Origin of the sequence: Allohoeflea poritis (assembly GCF_027889715.1) — a bacterium.
In the GTDB taxonomy this organism is placed as follows: Bacteria; Pseudomonadota; Alphaproteobacteria; order Rhizobiales; family Rhizobiaceae; genus Hoeflea_A; species Hoeflea_A poritis.
The window spans coordinates 127,033-141,513 of record NZ_JAPJZH010000007.1; the positions used below are offsets into that span (position 1 = coordinate 127,033).

Annotated in this window: 18 protein-coding genes; 9 read left to right on the plus strand and 9 right to left on the minus strand. The window is 61.8% G+C overall.

The window, feature by feature from the left end; genetic code table 11:
* The first annotated feature begins 54 nt into the window (after positions 1 to 54).
* Positions 55 to 954 (plus strand): acetylglutamate kinase, encoded by a 900-nt coding sequence (gene argB, locus OOZ53_RS12910; RefSeq protein WP_271089997.1) that lies wholly within the window; start codon positions 55 to 57, stop codon positions 952 to 954.
* Positions 955 to 962: 8 nt separating this feature from the next.
* Here the strand turns inward: argB and OOZ53_RS12915 are convergent, their stop codons facing one another.
* The 3 genes from OOZ53_RS12915 to OOZ53_RS12925 all read right to left on the minus strand — a co-directional run bounded on the left by OOZ53_RS12915 (position 963) and on the right by OOZ53_RS12925 (position 2,846).
* Complete coding sequence (locus tag OOZ53_RS12915; protein WP_271089998.1) at positions 963 to 1,373, minus strand: hypothetical protein; 411 nt, start codon at positions 1,371 to 1,373, stop codon at positions 963 to 965.
* A 52-nt stretch (positions 1,374 to 1,425) separates the two neighbouring features.
* Positions 1,426 to 1,857 carry a MarR family winged helix-turn-helix transcriptional regulator gene (locus OOZ53_RS12920; RefSeq protein ID WP_271089999.1) on the minus strand — a complete coding sequence of 144 codons (432 nt, stop codon included), beginning with the start codon at positions 1,855 to 1,857 and terminating at the stop codon, positions 1,426 to 1,428.
* A gap of 83 nt (positions 1,858 to 1,940) precedes the next feature.
* Positions 1,941 to 2,846, minus strand: a complete 906-nt coding sequence (locus tag OOZ53_RS12925; RefSeq protein WP_271090000.1) for a DMT family transporter — start codon at positions 2,844 to 2,846, stop codon at positions 1,941 to 1,943.
* An 81-nt stretch (positions 2,847 to 2,927) separates the two neighbouring features.
* Between OOZ53_RS12925 and OOZ53_RS12930 the strand changes: the two genes are divergently transcribed.
* Positions 2,928 to 3,638, plus strand: coding sequence for a pyrimidine 5'-nucleotidase (locus tag OOZ53_RS12930; RefSeq protein WP_271090001.1), 711 nt, complete (start codon positions 2,928 to 2,930; stop codon positions 3,636 to 3,638).
* A gap of 41 nt (positions 3,639 to 3,679) precedes the next feature.
* On the opposite strand, the gene OOZ53_RS12935 is transcribed toward OOZ53_RS12930, so the two are convergent.
* The 3 genes from OOZ53_RS12935 to OOZ53_RS12945 all read right to left on the minus strand — a co-directional run bounded on the left by OOZ53_RS12935 (position 3,680) and on the right by OOZ53_RS12945 (position 5,613).
* Positions 3,680 to 4,231 carry a copper chaperone PCu(A)C gene (locus OOZ53_RS12935; RefSeq protein WP_271090002.1) on the minus strand — a complete coding sequence of 184 codons (552 nt, stop codon included), beginning with the start codon at positions 4,229 to 4,231 and terminating at the stop codon, positions 3,680 to 3,682.
* A gap of 60 nt (positions 4,232 to 4,291) precedes the next feature.
* Positions 4,292 to 4,687, minus strand: a complete 396-nt coding sequence (locus OOZ53_RS12940; protein WP_271090003.1) for a hypothetical protein — start codon at positions 4,685 to 4,687, stop codon at positions 4,292 to 4,294.
* 83 nt (positions 4,688 to 4,770) lie between these two features.
* Positions 4,771 to 5,613, minus strand: coding sequence for an LOG family protein (locus OOZ53_RS12945; RefSeq protein ID WP_271090004.1), 843 nt, complete (start codon positions 5,611 to 5,613; stop codon positions 4,771 to 4,773).
* 208 nt (positions 5,614 to 5,821) lie between these two features.
* Here OOZ53_RS12945 and dapD point away from each other — a divergent pair, with 208 nt between their 5' ends.
* From dapD to OOZ53_RS12965, 4 genes are all read left to right on the plus strand, one after another.
* Positions 5,822 to 6,679 carry a 2,3,4,5-tetrahydropyridine-2,6-dicarboxylate N-succinyltransferase gene (dapD, locus tag OOZ53_RS12950; RefSeq protein WP_271090005.1) on the plus strand — a complete coding sequence of 286 codons (858 nt, stop codon included), beginning with the start codon at positions 5,822 to 5,824 and terminating at the stop codon, positions 6,677 to 6,679.
* A gap of 2 nt (positions 6,680 to 6,681) precedes the next feature.
* A complete protein-coding gene (locus OOZ53_RS12955; protein ID WP_271090006.1) occupies positions 6,682 to 7,083 on the plus strand; it encodes a DUF805 domain-containing protein in 402 nt (133 codons plus the stop codon).
* 77 nt (positions 7,084 to 7,160) lie between these two features.
* Positions 7,161 to 8,342 carry a succinyl-diaminopimelate desuccinylase gene (dapE, locus tag OOZ53_RS12960; RefSeq protein WP_271090007.1) on the plus strand — a complete coding sequence of 394 codons (1,182 nt, stop codon included), beginning with the start codon at positions 7,161 to 7,163 and terminating at the stop codon, positions 8,340 to 8,342.
* Positions 8,339 to 8,908, plus strand: coding sequence for a hypothetical protein (locus OOZ53_RS12965; protein WP_271090008.1), 570 nt, complete (start codon positions 8,339 to 8,341; stop codon positions 8,906 to 8,908). Before dapE ends, OOZ53_RS12965 begins: the two co-directional genes overlap by 4 nt.
* An 8-nt stretch (positions 8,909 to 8,916) precedes the next feature.
* Here the strand turns inward: OOZ53_RS12965 and OOZ53_RS12970 are convergent, their stop codons facing one another.
* Positions 8,917 to 9,276: a DUF1801 domain-containing protein gene (locus tag OOZ53_RS12970; RefSeq protein WP_271090009.1), complete on the minus strand. Its 360-nt coding sequence runs from the start codon at positions 9,274 to 9,276 to the stop codon at positions 8,917 to 8,919.
* Positions 9,277 to 9,461: 185 nt separating this feature from the next.
* On the opposite strand from OOZ53_RS12970, the gene OOZ53_RS12975 reads away from it, so the two are divergent.
* The 3 genes from OOZ53_RS12975 (at position 9,462) to OOZ53_RS12985 (ending at position 13,157) form a co-directional block, all read left to right on the plus strand.
* The gene (locus OOZ53_RS12975; protein WP_271090010.1) at positions 9,462 to 10,955 is read left to right on the plus strand and encodes a flavin-containing monooxygenase; all 1,494 of its coding nucleotides are present in this window, start codon (positions 9,462 to 9,464) and stop codon (positions 10,953 to 10,955) included.
* Positions 10,952 to 12,151 (plus strand): serine hydrolase domain-containing protein, encoded by a 1,200-nt coding sequence (locus OOZ53_RS12980; RefSeq protein ID WP_271090011.1) that lies wholly within the window; start codon positions 10,952 to 10,954, stop codon positions 12,149 to 12,151. Before OOZ53_RS12975 ends, OOZ53_RS12980 begins: the two co-directional genes overlap by 4 nt.
* Positions 12,152 to 12,212: 61 nt before the next feature.
* Positions 12,213 to 13,157, plus strand: a complete 945-nt coding sequence (locus tag OOZ53_RS12985; protein WP_271090012.1) for a ribose-phosphate diphosphokinase — start codon at positions 12,213 to 12,215, stop codon at positions 13,155 to 13,157.
* A 7-nt stretch (positions 13,158 to 13,164) separates the two neighbouring features.
* Here OOZ53_RS12985 and OOZ53_RS12990 read toward each other — a convergent pair whose 3' ends face one another.
* Together OOZ53_RS12990 and arsC are read right to left on the minus strand one after the other, a co-directional pair.
* Complete coding sequence (locus tag OOZ53_RS12990; RefSeq protein WP_271090014.1) at positions 13,165 to 13,923, minus strand: TerC family protein; 759 nt, start codon at positions 13,921 to 13,923, stop codon at positions 13,165 to 13,167.
* A 152-nt stretch (positions 13,924 to 14,075) separates the two neighbouring features.
* The gene (gene arsC / locus OOZ53_RS12995; protein ID WP_271090015.1) at positions 14,076 to 14,480 is read right to left on the minus strand and encodes an arsenate reductase (glutaredoxin); all 405 of its coding nucleotides are present in this window, start codon (positions 14,478 to 14,480) and stop codon (positions 14,076 to 14,078) included.
* Between the last annotated feature and the right edge of the window lies 1 nt (position 14,481).

The following is a 14,481-nucleotide window of genomic DNA, read 5'->3' on the forward strand; positions in this document are numbered from 1 at the left end:
ATTGCCCTTGCCGGCCTTTGCGGATAGAACGTCTGCGATTTCAAAGAGGCAGCCATGGCCGACACCGATCACAACGAAGACAGCCAGCAACAGGCAAAACTGCTCTCCCAGGCGCTGCCCTACATGCAGCGCTACGAGGACTGCACCATCGTCGTCAAATATGGCGGCAACGCCATGGGCGACCCTGAACTCGGACAGGCTTTCGCGCGCGATATCGCGTTGCTGAAACAGTCGGGCGTCAACCCTATCGTCGTGCATGGCGGCGGCCCGCAGATCGGCCGCATGCTCACCGAGATCGGCATCGAGTCGAAATTCGAGGGCGGCCTGCGCGTCACCGACGAGCGCACCGTCGAGATCGTCGAGATGGTGCTCGCCGGCTCGATCAACAAGGAAATCGTGGCCATGATCAATGCCGAGGGCGAATGGGCCATCGGATTGTGCGGCAAGGACGGAAACATGGTCTTCGCCGAAAAGGCGCACAAGACCGTGGTCGATCCCGATTCCAATATCGAGCGCATTCTCGATCTCGGCTTTGTCGGCGATATTGTCGAGGTGGACCGGACACTGCTCGATCTTCTCGCCAAATCGGAGATGATCCCGGTCATCGCACCGGTGGCGCCTGGCCGCGACGGTCACACCTACAATATCAATGCCGATACCTTCGCCGGGGCCATCGCCGGTGCGCTTTCCGCGACGCGCCTGCTTTTCCTCACCGACGTTCCGGGCGTTCTCGACGCGGACGGCAATCTGATCAAGCAGTTGTCGGTTGCCGAGGCAAAGGCGATGATCGCGGACGGCACGATTTCCGGCGGCATGATCCCCAAGGTCGAGACCTGCATCCACGCCATCGAGGCGGGCGTCGAAGGCGTCGTTATCCTCAACGGCAAGACCGCCCATGCCGTGCTCCTTGAGATTTTCACCAAGCACGGCGCGGGTACGCTCATCGTTCGCTGAAGCCCGGTCTACGCCGCCCCTTCATCGGCGTTCTGCGTCTTGAACGACCTCATGAAGTCCTGCTTCATCATGTATGACTTCATCGCCGGTAAACGCAGCGCGCCGACAATCAGAATGCCGACCTGGATCAGCACTGCCGATGCCAGCGCATCGAGGAACCAGCCGACAAACGGCATTGCCGGGCCCCAATAGGCGGGAAGCTCGGCGAGAGCCGATATCGTCCAGAAACCGGTCATGCCATGCAGCACCAATGCGATCCAGAATCCGGCGCAATAGGGACAACGCCACTGCTCGTAGAGTGTCTGCAGCGGCTGCGGCAGTCTTGCCAGAAGGGCGTTGAACCAGGTGCCCCATTCGGGCAGCTTTTCCCAGATCAGCAGGTGCACGGAGACACCGATCAATGCGAGTTCAAAAGACATGGTCATTCCATATAGTTTGTTAGCGTGACTAACTATTTTGAGCCAAGGAAAATTACCGGCTGGAGCCGTCCACTTCCAGGACGGCTGCCAGCATTGAAAAACCCTGACTGCCGGTTTGCGAACGAAGCGTTTTTACAGCCGCCTCATAGATTTTCTCTCCCGAACCCAGCGCCTCACGTCCCTTTTCGGTCAGCAATATGTGCTGTGCCCGCGCGTCATGGCGGCAGGGAATGCGGTCAACCAAACCGCGTTTTTCGAGTTTGGCGATCATGGCGCTGGCCGAAGCCTTCCTGATGCCCATTGCCGTCACCACATCCTGCAGGTGCTGTCCGTGTTCGTCCTGGCAGACCCTGTCGGATTCATGCGCCTTGATTGCCCGCAAATATTCGAATTCGCTGTGGCTGATGCCAAGTCGAGCACCGTCCTTGGCCCATTGGCGGTTGATCAGGCGATGCAGGTCCTCAAGCGTCTTTGCCAGTGTCATGATTCACTCAATATAGTTAGTCTTCCTTACTAATTACAATTGTCCGCCGAGTCAACCACGACCTCGATCATTGGAACATGCGGTCAGGTCAAAAGGACCAGGACAACGACCCCGGCGACGATCAGGAGCGTGCCGACGATCTCCAGCCGCTTGATCGTCTCGCGGAAGATGAAGACGGAAGAGGCAATGGTGAAGATGATCTCCACCTGCGCCAGCACCTTCACATAGGCGGCCTGCTGCAGGGTCATGGCCATGAACCAGCCGAAAGAGGCCGACGCGCCGGCAAGACCGACCACCAGCGAGGGTTTCCACGCGGCCGCCACCCGCCGCAGTTCGGCGGGTTCGCGCAGCACCATCCACACCAGCATGAGAACTGTCTGCAGAACGATGACGAAGGCCAGTGTGACAGCCGCCTGCATCATAAAATTCGGACCGCCCAGCGACAGGGACGCCGCGCGATAGGCTACGGCGGCGATGCCGAAGCCGGTGCCCGAGGCAAGGCCGATCAGGGCGGTGCGGCTGAGAACGGATGTGAAGAGGTTCTTCCAGGTCACCGCGCTGTGGGCCACCGACAACAGCATCACGCCGACGACCGAAATGGCGATGGCAAACAGGCTGCCGATGCTGACCGTCTCGCCGAGAAAGACAAGGCCGAACAGCGCCGCCTGCGCCGGCTCGGTGCGCGAATAGGCCGTGCCGACGGTGAAATTGCGGAAGGAAAACAGGTAGACAAGCAACTGCGTTCCGGCGATCTGCGCGATGCCGCCGATAACCGCCCAGATCAGGAAGGTTCCGTGCCAGGCAGGCAACGCCATGCCGAAACCGAAATGCAGCACGGCGACGAACAGCAGCGCGAACGGGAAGCCGAAGCCGAACCGCACGAATGTCGCCCCGGTCGTGCCCATGACACCCTTGAGGTGCTTTTGCATGGCGGAACGCACATTTTGGAGGAAGGCGGCGGCAATGGTGATGGGAATCCACAATTCCATGGCCGGGCTTTATCACGCTGCCGGCTAAAGGCCAACGTGTTTACAGGTGCGTTGCGCAAGCAAACATGCCATAAGGCGGCCATGCGAAAAAATCTGCCCATCGCCGAGGAATTCGACCATGTGAACGAATGGGTCTTCGACCTCGACAACACGCTCTATCCGCGCCACACGGATCTGTTCTCGCAGATCGACAAGAACATGACCTCCTATGTGGCAAAGCTCCTGAGCCTGCCGCGCGAGGAGGCGCGCAAGGTCCAGAAAGCGTACTACCGCGACTACGGCACGACCCTGAACGGGCTGATGAACCGGCACGGGATCGACGCGAACGACTTTCTGGAGAAGGTCCACGACATCGACTATTCCTGGGTCGAGCCGCATCCGGAGCTTGGCGAGGCGATCCGCGCCCTGCCCGGCCGCAAATATATCTTCACCAATGGCGATGTCGGCCATGCGGAGCGCACCGCGACGGCACTCGGCATCCTCGATCATTTCGACGAGATCTTCGATATCCTGGCTGCCGACCTGACACCGAAACCCGCGGCCGAGACCTATGACCTGTTTCTTTCGCGCCACAAGGTCGATGGCGGCCGGGCGGTCATGTTCGAGGACCTGCCGCGGAATCTGACGGTGCCGAAATCGCTCGGCATGCGCACCGTGCTGATCGTTCCGCACAATTTCGACGAGGCGATGGGCGAGACATGGGAGCGCGACGGGCATGACGGCGCGCATATCGACTATGTGACGGACGATCTGGCCGCCTTCCTGCGGCACTATCTCGACACGCGGCCGTAAGCGCCGGCGGCAGAAACCGCCGGCTGCATTGTCCCGTGGGATCAGTTGGTCTTGTCGCCGTGGTCCATCTTTCCATGGTCCATATGGCCGTGATCCATACCCTTGGTTCCGGCCGGCATGACAGCAAGCATGAGCTCCACATCTCCGGCCCTTTCAAAGGACAGAACAACGGGGACCATGTCCCCTTCCTTGAAGGATTCCGCGACATCCATGAACATCAGGTGATAGCCGCCCGGTTTCAGCTCCACCGTCGTTCCGGCAGGAATGACGAGACCGTCGGGCAGTGGGCGCATGCGCATGACTTCGTCGACAACGGCCATTTCATGCACTTCCGTGCGGTCCGTGACCGGCGACGATACCGACAGGAGCGTGTCGTCGGCCGCGCCGTTGTTCTTGATGATCAGGAAGCCGCCGCCGACCTTCTGGCCGGGCAGCATGGCGCGGGTCCAGGGCCCGGAAATATGAAGATCGCCGGCCATCACCATGGCCGGCTTCATCTCGTGTTTGCCGTGGCTGTCTGCGGCGGCGAACTGCGTGGAAAGGGCGGCTGCGCCGATTATGGCGGCCGCGACAAGGATTTTCTTCAGTAGCATTGGATTTCCAAATGGTCAGATCATGGGATGCGCTGCCGGGGCGGCGCGCTCTTTTCAGGATCAGACCAGGGCCGGCGGTGCCCGTATGGCGTGACTGCCAAGCGGCGGATTGCGGCCTTGAGTCGTGTGCCCTTCGGCAATGCGCCACCCATATGCGGCGTTGTCAGAGGCAACGCTGGAACTCGCGGATTCGACCGCTTTGAACTGGCCGCAGGCCGCACCGGCAAAACAGGAGACGATGCAGGGACAGGATGCCGGCATGCCGGCCGGCGTGCCGGAACGGCTTTCCCCGACCGCGCCGGCCTGCGTGCAGATAACCGGTCGGGGTTCGCCCGCCAGAACATGCGCCACCGGCAAGACCAGCGGCACGGCAAGGACCATCAGGCACAGAACGGCGAATGTCGCCAGTTCCGCGCGCAGTGCTTCAATCAGGACAAAGCGGCGCGATCCCGTCATACAACCGGTATAGCGGCCCCAACGGCACTTGCCAAAGGACAAATTGCAGCAGCCGCGCGCAGGCGCAACCCGGCTGGACCTAACTAAATCCCGTAGTGGCCGGCGATGATGTCCCAGGCCTCGCCGGCCGTTTCGACGAAATTGAACAGTTCGAGATCGGCCGGCGATATGGTGCCGAAATCGGCCAGTTCCTGGAAATCGATCACCTTGTGCCAGAAATCGGCACCGAAGAGGATAAAGGGCAGCGGCTCCATGCGCCCGGTCTGGATGAGCGTCAGCGCCTCGAACATCTCGTCCAGCGTGCCGAAGCCGCCCGGGAAGACGGAAATCGCCTTGGCCCGCATCAGGAAATGCATCTTGCGCACGGCGAAATAATGGAAGTTGAAGCACAGTTCCGGCGTCACATGCTCGTTCGGCGCCTGCTCATGCGGCAAAATGATGTTGAGGCCGATCGAGGGCGCCGATTCCTGCGAGGCGCCGAGATTGCCGGCCTCCATGACACCCGGCCCGCCGCCGGTCACGATAACGAATTCCCGGTTGCCGGTCTCGGCGGAGTGCCGCGAGCAGATCCGGGCGAATTTGCGCGCCTCTTCGTAATATTTCGACGCCGAGGTCAGATTGCGCCGTTGCGTTTCGTTCTTCGCCGCCCAGGCGTCCGTTCCGGGCGCAGGGATGCGGGCGCCGCCGAACATGACCACCGTCGAGCGGATACCGCGTTCGCTGAGCAGGATTTCCGGCTTCAGGAGTTCGAGCTGAAGCCTGACGGGACGCAGTTCCTCGCGGCACAGAAAATCGTCGTCGGCAAAGGCCAGGCGATAGGCCGGCGCCTCCGTCTGCGGCGTGCGTGGAACCTCGGCGGCCCGCTGACGGTCCGTGCGGTTGTCGAACAGGGGATCCCAGACTTCGTCGCTGCGTTTTGCGCCCATCGTTTCACTTTCACAGGTTTGGCGGGACCGATTGACGGCCCGCCCTTACTCGCTTAGAGCATGTCCGGAAATTCGGATGGCTTATCCGGACCGCTGACACGCCGTAAAGACGGCGCAGTACTACAGAATATGCCATTGCCGGGGGTCAACAATGGTCGCCCCCAACAATAATGCGTGACCGTTAAGGAATAACTCCAAGGAACAACCCATGAGCACGACCGACCTTGTCGCCCTGGAATCCACCATCGACGCGGCATTTGACGACCGCGACAATGTCAGCACAGGAACGCGCGGCGAAATCCGCGACGCCGTGGATGAGGCGCTCAATCTTCTCGATCACGGCGCCGTCAGGGTGGCCGAAAAGGGCGAAGACGGCAATTGGAAGGTAAATCAATGGTTAAAGAAGGCCGTCCTGCTTTCGTTCCGGCTCAACCCGATGGATGTCATCAAGGGCGGCCCGGGCGATGCGAGCTGGTGGGACAAGGTGCCTTCGAAATTCGACGGCTGGAGCACCCATGAGTTCGAAAAGGCCGGTTTTCGCGCCGTGCCGAACTGTACCGTGCGCCGCTCCGCCTTCATCGCGCCGAATGTCGTGCTGATGCCGTCCTTCGTCAATCTTGGCGCCTATGTGGACGAAGGCACGATGGTTGACACCTGGGCGACCGTCGGCTCCTGCGCGCAAATCGGCAAGAATGTCCACCTGTCCGGCGGCGTCGGCATTGGCGGCGTGCTCGAGCCGTTGCAGGCCGGCCCCGTCGTGATCGAGGACAATTGCTTCATCGGCGCACGCTCGGAAGTGGTCGAAGGCTGCATCGTGCGCGAGGGCTCGGTCCTCGGTATGGGTGTCTTCATCGGCCAGTCCACGAAGATCGTCGACCGCGAGACGGGCGATGTATTCTATGGCGAAGTTCCGCCCTATTCGGTCGTCGTGGCAGGCTCCATACCGGGCAGCAAGACCACGGCCGGCGGCAATGCCGCTCCGCATTTGTACTGCGCCGTGATCGTCAAGCGCGTCGATGAGAAAACGCGCGCGAAAACCGGCATCAACGAGCTGCTGCGCGACTGAACATGACCAGCAGCGCTCCGGCACCGCCAGGCAGGCCCGCGCCGACGATGCGCTGGTTCTTCCTCGGCCTGTCGGGGCGGATCAGCCGCCTGCCCTATCTGTTGGGTATTTTGTTCCTGATGGCGGTCAGCGGCTTCATCATCGGCCGGCTTGCCTCGGTGCCCGAGCAGAGCGGCGCGGCGGCGTTCTGGGCGCTCGTCGCCCTGTCGTTCGGTCTCTTGTCGATCTGGGCGATGGTGGCGATTTCGGTCAAGCGCCTTCACGACATGAATGTGCCCGGCGCCCTTGCGATCTGCCTGTTCGTTCCGGCGGTCTCCTTCATCACGGTCATCGTGCTGTGCCTGTGGCCGGGAAACGGCGGCCCCAACCGCTTCGGCAAGGACGAGAACCGGCCGGCGCAGTAAATTGGGTGACATTCGCGGCGCGGAATTTGAGTCATCAACCGCTTCCATCCAATGCCATCATGTTCTAAGCCTCGGACATGACCGACAATCCCGTTGAAAATCTCGCCGCCCTGATCCGTTGCGCATCCGTGACACCACGTGACGCGGGCGCGCTCGATTCGCTCACCGCGATGCTGGAGCCGCTCGGATTTGCCGTCGAGCGGATCGCCTTCGCAGAAGACGGAACCGAAACGGTCGACAATCTCTATGCGCGGCTCGGCAAGAGCGGACCGCATCTGATGTTCGCCGGCCATACCGATGTGGTGCCTGCCGGCAATGAGGCCGACTGGTCGCATCCGCCTTTCGCGGCGCAGATCGACAGCGGCATGCTCTTCGGCCGCGGGGCGGTCGATATGAAGGGCGGGATCGCCTGTTTCGTCGCGGCCGTTGCCCGCCATCTCAAATCAAACGGTGCGCCCGCCGGATCGATTTCGCTCCTCATCACCGGCGACGAGGAGGGACCCGCGATCAACGGCACGCGCAAGCTGGTCGAATGGGCATCGCAGAAGGGCGAGCAATGGGACGGCTGCATCGTCGGCGAGCCGACCAATCCGAACGTGCTCGGCGACATGATCAAGATCGGGCGGCGCGGATCGATGAGCGGAACGCTGACGGTCAACGGCACGCAGGGACACGCCGCCTATCCGCATCTTGCCGACAATCCCGTGCGCGCACTTATTCCGATGCTGGAAAGCCTGATCGACCCGGAACTCGACAGCGGCACGAACCGCTTCCCGCCGACAAACCTGGAAATCACCACCGTCGATGTCGGCAATCCGGCGCTCAACGTCATTCCAGCCAAGGCAAGCGCCAGTTTCAATGTGCGCTTCAACGACACATGGACCGCCGAAAGCCTGCGGGCGGAGATCGAACGCCGGCTAGCGGAGGCAGGAAGAGACGACCGTTTGCGGCCCGGCCGCGACGCGGCGGACTACACGCTCGTGTGGCGCGACCGCCCCTCGCCGGTTTTCCTGACACGCGACGAGACGCTCATCGAAACACTTGCCGGCGCGGTCGAGGCCCGAACCGGCCGGCGTCCGGAACTGTCCACCACGGGCGGCACATCGGATGCGCGATTCATCAAGGATTATTGCCCGGTCGTCGAGTTCGGCCTCGTCGGACAGACCATGCACATGGTGGACGAACGTGTTGCTCTGACGGATCTGGAGGAACTGACCGGCATCTACGAGACGTTCCTGCAACGCTGGTTCGCGGTGTGACGCCCCCCAGCGCAAACGAAGTCGCCGCCTATCTCACCGGGATCGTCCGGATGGTCCGCGACGAGCCGGAAGGCCTGCATTATCTCGACCTGTCCGCAAGCGGCTTCTGGCGCTCCTTCTGGGCCTTTGCCTATTGCCTGCCCGCCTTCCTGGTCTTCTGGACGACAGACCATTTCGCGCGGCTTGTGGACGATCCTGAGGCGAAAATCGGCCTCACCTTCTTTGTCCGGTCCGCCGTCACCGATGCCGCCGGCATTGTGCTGGCGTTGCTCGCGGTCGCGCTGATCGCGCGCCCGATGGGGATTTCAGACCGGTTCGTGCAATGGGTCGTTGCCGGCAACTGGCTGGCGCTGCCGCTGGCCTATCTGATGGCGGTGGTGCAGCTGTTGTCGTTCGGCCTGTTCGGCCAGGGCGGCTCGATACTGTTGCTGGCCGCCGTCATTGCGGCCCTCATCATCAGCTGGCGGGTCGCGCGCGTCGCGCTCGGCGGTGACGGGCTGCTGGCTTTCGGGCTTCTGGTTCTCACAGAGCTCGTCTTCATCCTTACATCGGTGCTGCTTGGGTAAGACACACCTCAGCCATCTCGCATCGCGCACCAGGCCGTGAAGACGGCTTTCAGCTCGCCGGCCTTTTCATCAAGGTCTTCGAGGTCCATGACCTTGAACGTGCGGGCCTCTTTTCCGTCTCCGGAAAGATTGGAAAAATCGCCGGGGATCTCAGCGCCCTTGTGGAACATCAGGCTGGCATGTTTCTTGGCTTTCGGGAAGAAACTGGCGATATTGCCCTTGTAGATGAAGGTCGGCGCCTGCCACTTGATCGCCTCGTCGATGCGCGCGTCATGGGCAAGCACAAGTTCGCGAATGGCCGCCACGACCGGCTTCATGGGATTGTCATAGGCCTCCAGCCAGCGGTCCACGTCCGGATTTCTGCTCATGGTTCACTCCCCGGGAACGGTTACCGGATTTATAGCGCAACCGGGCACAAAGGGGCCACACCGGTGCGGGCAATCCTCGCGACAATAATTCCCATGCGCAAGCCGGCATTTCCTGTGCTATGTAACCAGCAGGCTTGGGCGGATCTTGCACTGTCCCGGCCGGACCATCCGCAGCGGGAAACGTTATGGCCCAAAGTCCCTTGCTCGACGTTCTGATCATCGGCGCGGGTTTTTCCGGCGTGTGCGCCGGCATCAAGCTCAAGCAGGCGGGCATCGAGCGCTTCCGCATCTACGACAAGGCGGACGGCATCGGCGGGACCTGGTGGCACAATGCCTATCCGGGCGCGGCCTGCGATATCCCCTCGCATCTTTACTGCTATTCGTTCGAACCCAACCCGCACTGGTCGCGGCTCTATTCGCCGCAGGACGAGATCCAGGCCTATATCGAGGGCTGCGTCGACAAATACGGTCTGCGGCCGCACTTAAACCTCGGGCGCGAGATTCGCGCCCTGCGCTTCGATGAGGCAACGGCCACCTGGGAAGCGGAGTTCACCGACGGCGAGCGGGTGCGGGCGCGCTTTGTCATCAACGGATCGGGCGGGCTGCACAAGCCGGCGACACCGTATTTCAAGGGCGCCGAGCACTTTGCCGGCCTTGCCATGCACACGGCCGAATGGGACCGCGATTTCGATCCGGCGGACAAGAACATCGCCATTATCGGCAGCGCGGCAAGCGCTATCCAGGTTCTGCCGGCAATCGCCGGGAAGGCCAAGTCCATCAGTCTTTACCAGCGGACGCCGAACTATATCCTGCCGCGCAAGGATTTTGCCTATTCCGACCGCTGGAAGACCCTGTTCAGGCGCATACCGCTGCTCAACCGCCTGCACCGGCTGATGATCTTCTACTACCTGGAAACACGGGTCTATCCGATCATCACCAGGGACGACTACCGGGCCAAGCGCATGGAGGAGGCCAAGCGCTATATCAAGGTGATGACGCGCGGCCGCAAAGTCCGCGAAGCGATGGTCCCGGATTACGAGATGGGCTGCAAACGCATGCTGATCTCGGACAATTTCTTCGACGCGCTCAATTCGGACAATGTCGAACTCGTGCCGCAACCAATCAAGGAGATTACGAGAAGCGGAATCGTTTCCGCCGACGGCAAGGAGCGTTCCTTCGACGCGATCGTCTATGCCACCGGTTTCGACATGGAGGGCCATCTCTTCAGCATCGACATAACGGGCGAAAACGGCGTTACGCTCAAACAGGCCTGGAAGGATGGGGCCAATGCCTATCACGGCGTCATGGTGCCGGGCTTTCCCAATTATTTCATGGCGACCGGTCCCAATACCGGCGTCGGAACATCGTCCGTCGTCTACATGATCGAGCAGGGCATGGGCTGGATCATGAAATGCATCCGCAAGGCAGGCACGGACAAGGTGGTCTCCGTGACGCCGGAGGCGACGACGGCCTATAATGATAAGCTCCAGTCAGCCTTTCCGGACACGGTGTGGACGTCCGGCTGCGAGAGCTGGTACCAAAGGGCCGACGGGCGCATCGACATCCTCTATCCGCATGACGCACGGACATACCGGCGGCAGATGAAACGCATCAATCCGCGCCACGTTCGTTTCACGCCGGTTTCAAAAGCAAGCCAGACCCTTCAGGCCGCCAAATGAACGTTTCGATAACGCTGCAAGGCTCCGCTCGGATCGAAGGCATCTGCGAACCGGGCTTCGAGCCGGTACTGGCAGCCTTCGCGGAGAATTTCGAGCATCGCGATGAAGTCGGCGCCAGCGTGTGCGTTCACGCCGGGAGCCAAATGGTCGTCGATCTTTGGGGCGGCTTTCGCGACCAGGAACGCCGGCAGGCTTGGGACCGGGACACCGTCAGCGTCGTCTATTCCTGCACCAAGGCGGCGACGGCGCTTTGCGCCCAGATCCTGATCGACCGCGGCCAGCTCGATCTGGGCGAGAAAATCTCGCATTACTGGCCGGAATTCGCCGCGAACGGCAAGGAGGACGCGACCGTCCTCATGGCGCTGAACCATACGCTCGGATTGCCGGCCCTGCGCGCGCCCGTGGTAAGAGGTGGCTTCAATGACTGGGACTATGTGACCGGTCGTCTTGCGGCGGAAGAGCCGTTCTGGAAGCCGGGCGCGAGGACCGGCTATCACATGTTTTCCTTCGGATGGACCGTCGGCGAACTGGTGCGTCGGGTATCGGGGAAATCGCTCGGCGCCTTCTTCCGCGACGAGATCGCCGGCCCGCTCGGCCTTGATTTCTGGATCGGGCTGCCGGCGGACACGACGCCGCCGATTGCGCCGGTAATCCCCTATAAACCCGAGCCGGGCACTGAGCTGACCGATTTCGTCAGGACCCTCATTTCAGACAGGGAATCCACGCCCCATCTCGCCTACCTCAACAATGGCCGCCACGACGCCAACAGCGCGCAGGCCCATGCGGCGGAGATCGGCGGTGCTGGCGGCATCGCCAATGCGCGGGCGCTGGCGGCGATGTACCGGCCGCTCGCCGGACGCGGCAGCGCCGACGGGCGAACACTGCTTTCAAAGGAACGCACGGCCGGCATGGCGCGGTTGTCAAGCGAAACGGAACGCGACGAGACATTGCTCATCCCGACGCGGTTCGGCCAGGGCTTCATGCTTTCCATGGACAATCGGGGCCTGCCCTCCGGCAATTCGGTGGTCATCGGCCCGGGCGCCTTCGGCCATGTCGGCATGGGCGGCAGCATCGGCTTCGCCGATCCCGAGGCCGGGCTTGCCTTCGGCTATACGATGAACCGCCTGGGCGGCGGCATATTGCTCAATGAGCGCGGCCAGTCGCTGGTCGATGCGGCCTACGGGTGCCTGAACTGACACGGGGCTTATGAACATCAAAGCCCCTCAACCTGGCAACGAACCGGAAACGGCAAAAATCATGGATGACACGATCCGCATTATCGGGGCTTCGTCCCACCCGGCACTGACAGAAAAGATATGCGACTATATCGGCGTCAGGCCCACAAAAACCCAGGTGCTGCGTTTCTCGAACGAAAACCTGATGGTCAAGATCGAGGAGAATGTGCGGGAAACCGACGCATTTGTCGTTCAAACGGCAAATACGCCCGTATCGGAGGGCATCATCGAGTTGCTGATAACGATCGATGCGCTCAAGCACGCATCGGCCAAGCGCATAACGGCGGTCATCCCGTATTTTCCCTATGCCCGGTCCGACAAGAAGGACCAGCCGCGTATTTCGATCACGGCGAGGCTGATGGCCGATCTGCTCGAGACAGCCGGCGCGGACCGCATTCTCAGCATGGATTTCCACTCGCCGCAGGTGCAGGGTTTCTTCCGCATACCGGCCGACCAGCTCAAGGCCGCGCCGCTGCTCTGCGATTATCTGCGGCAGAACCGGGACCTTGCCAACCATGTGCTGGTCGCCGGCGATGTGGGAGAGGCGAAGGAAATCGGCGCCTATGCGAACCGGTTGGGCCTGCCGATCGCAATCGTCGACAAACGCCGCGACGGAAATGACGAGAAGGCGCGCGCGGTTTCGATCATCGGCGAGGTCGCCGGCAAACATGCGCTGATCGTCGATGACGAGGTGGCCAGCGGCGGCACGCTCATGGAGGCCGCCGATTTCGTGATGCGCCAGGGCGCGCTCTCCGTCGAAGCCGTTGCCGTGCACGGCGTTCTTTCCGGCCACTCGGTCCAGAGGATAAGCGACTCGGTGCTGAAATCGCTGGTCATATCCGACACGATCCCGCTTTCGGAGGAAAAGCGGATCGACAAGATCGAGGTCTGTTCCGTCGCCAGGCTCTTCGCCGACGCCATCATGGCCATTCACAGCGGCCGCAGCGTATCTTCGCTGTTCCTGTGAGGTTGTGCTAGTCGTCCTCGCCATAAAGGGTCGAGCGGGCGCGGTTGCGCCGTGAGCGCCGCGCCAGCATGTTGAGCAGCTCGATCAGCGCCGAAAAGCCCATCGCCGCATAGATATAGCCGCGCGGGATATGGACGCCGAAACCGTCGGCGATCAGCGCCGTGCCGATCAGCAGCAGGAAACCGAGCGCCAGCATGATGACGGTCGGATTCTTCTGCACGAAATCCGACAAGGGATCGGCGGCCAGCAGCATCGCGCCGACGGCAACGACGACGGCGATCATCATGATCGGTATGTGCGGCGTCATGCCGACAGCCGTGATGATGCTGTCGATCGAGAACACAAGGTCCAGGGCGAGGATCTGCACGATCGCGGCGGCAAAACCCATGACGACCGCGCCATAGAGGCTCGGCGCGGGATTGGGATCGACGAGATGGTGGATCTCGCGGGTCGCCTTCCAGACCAGGAACAGGCCGCCCGAAATCAGGATGATGTCGCGCCAGGACAGTTCGTTGCCGGCGATCTCGAAGACCGGCTGCGTCAGGCGCATGATCGAGGCGATCATCGTCAGAAGCACAAGCCGGAAGACCAGTGCCAGACCGATGCCGGCCCGGCGGGCGAGCGGCCTTTGCCGCTTCGGCAGCCTGTTGGTGAGGATCGCGACGAAGACCAGGTTGTCGATGCCGAGCACGACTTCCATGACAATCAGCGTCGCCAGTGCGGCCCAGGATACGGGATCCTGGAAAAGAGTAATGAATTCTTCCATTGCAGTTGCTGTCAAAACACATGCACCCGGACTGGAGCCGGGCACGCGCGCCCATGTGGGGAGCGTCAGACATCGTTGCAATGGGGTCGAAGAATACCCGTCTTCACATCCCCGTGACCGTTCTTACGGGCAGAACAGTGGATTCCCGCCGATCAGCGCCCCTTGACGACCTCGCCGTCTTCCTTGGTAAAGGTACCGATATCGGCATCACCGAGCAGGTCCAGCACCGTCTCCGAGGGGCGGCATAGCGCCGTGCCCAGATCGGTCACGACCACCGGACGGTTCATCAGGATCGGGTGTTTGACCATGAAATCGATCAGCTCGTCGTCGGACCACTTCGCGTCGTCCAGGCCAAGCGCGTCATAGGGCGTGCCCTTGCGGCGCAGCAGGTCGCGCACCGGTATATCCATGGCGGCGATCAGCGCGACCAGCTTCTGCCGGCCCGGCGGCGTCTGGAGATATTCGATGACTTCGGGCTCGATTCCGGCCTCGCGGATCATCGCCAGCGCGTTGCGCGAGGTGCCGCATTTCGGATTGTGGTAGATGGTGACCTGCATT

Excerpts from the sequence above, each read along its gene's own strand:
- argB (WP_271089997.1), top strand. The coding sequence starts at position 55 with ATGGCCGACACCGATCACAACGAAGACAGCCAGCAACAGGCAAAACTG.
- OOZ53_RS12915 (WP_271089998.1), bottom strand. The coding sequence starts at position 1,373 with ATGTCTTTTGAACTCGCATTGATCGGTGTCTCCGTGCACCTGCTGATC.
- OOZ53_RS12920 (WP_271089999.1), bottom strand. The coding sequence starts at position 1,857 with ATGACACTGGCAAAGACGCTTGAGGACCTGCATCGCCTGATCAACCGC.
- OOZ53_RS12925 (WP_271090000.1), bottom strand. The coding sequence starts at position 2,846 with ATGGAATTGTGGATTCCCATCACCATTGCCGCCGCCTTCCTCCAAAAT.
- OOZ53_RS12930 (WP_271090001.1), top strand. The coding sequence starts at position 2,928 with ATGCGAAAAAATCTGCCCATCGCCGAGGAATTCGACCATGTGAACGAA.
- OOZ53_RS12935 (WP_271090002.1), bottom strand. The coding sequence starts at position 4,231 with ATGCTACTGAAGAAAATCCTTGTCGCGGCCGCCATAATCGGCGCAGCC.
- OOZ53_RS12940 (WP_271090003.1), bottom strand. The coding sequence starts at position 4,687 with ATGACGGGATCGCGCCGCTTTGTCCTGATTGAAGCACTGCGCGCGGAA.
- OOZ53_RS12945 (WP_271090004.1), bottom strand. The coding sequence starts at position 5,613 with ATGGGCGCAAAACGCAGCGACGAAGTCTGGGATCCCCTGTTCGACAAC.
- dapD (WP_271090005.1), top strand. The coding sequence starts at position 5,822 with ATGAGCACGACCGACCTTGTCGCCCTGGAATCCACCATCGACGCGGCA.
- OOZ53_RS12955 (WP_271090006.1), top strand. The coding sequence starts at position 6,682 with ATGACCAGCAGCGCTCCGGCACCGCCAGGCAGGCCCGCGCCGACGATG.
- dapE (WP_271090007.1), top strand. The coding sequence starts at position 7,161 with ATGACCGACAATCCCGTTGAAAATCTCGCCGCCCTGATCCGTTGCGCA.
- OOZ53_RS12970 (WP_271090009.1), bottom strand. The coding sequence starts at position 9,276 with ATGAGCAGAAATCCGGACGTGGACCGCTGGCTGGAGGCCTATGACAAT.
- OOZ53_RS12975 (WP_271090010.1), top strand. The coding sequence starts at position 9,462 with ATGGCCCAAAGTCCCTTGCTCGACGTTCTGATCATCGGCGCGGGTTTT.
- OOZ53_RS12980 (WP_271090011.1), top strand. The coding sequence starts at position 10,952 with ATGAACGTTTCGATAACGCTGCAAGGCTCCGCTCGGATCGAAGGCATC.
- OOZ53_RS12985 (WP_271090012.1), top strand. The coding sequence starts at position 12,213 with ATGGATGACACGATCCGCATTATCGGGGCTTCGTCCCACCCGGCACTG.
- OOZ53_RS12990 (WP_271090014.1), bottom strand. The coding sequence starts at position 13,923 with ATGGAAGAATTCATTACTCTTTTCCAGGATCCCGTATCCTGGGCCGCA.
- arsC (WP_271090015.1), bottom strand. The coding sequence starts at position 14,480 with ATGCAGGTCACCATCTACCACAATCCGAAATGCGGCACCTCGCGCAAC.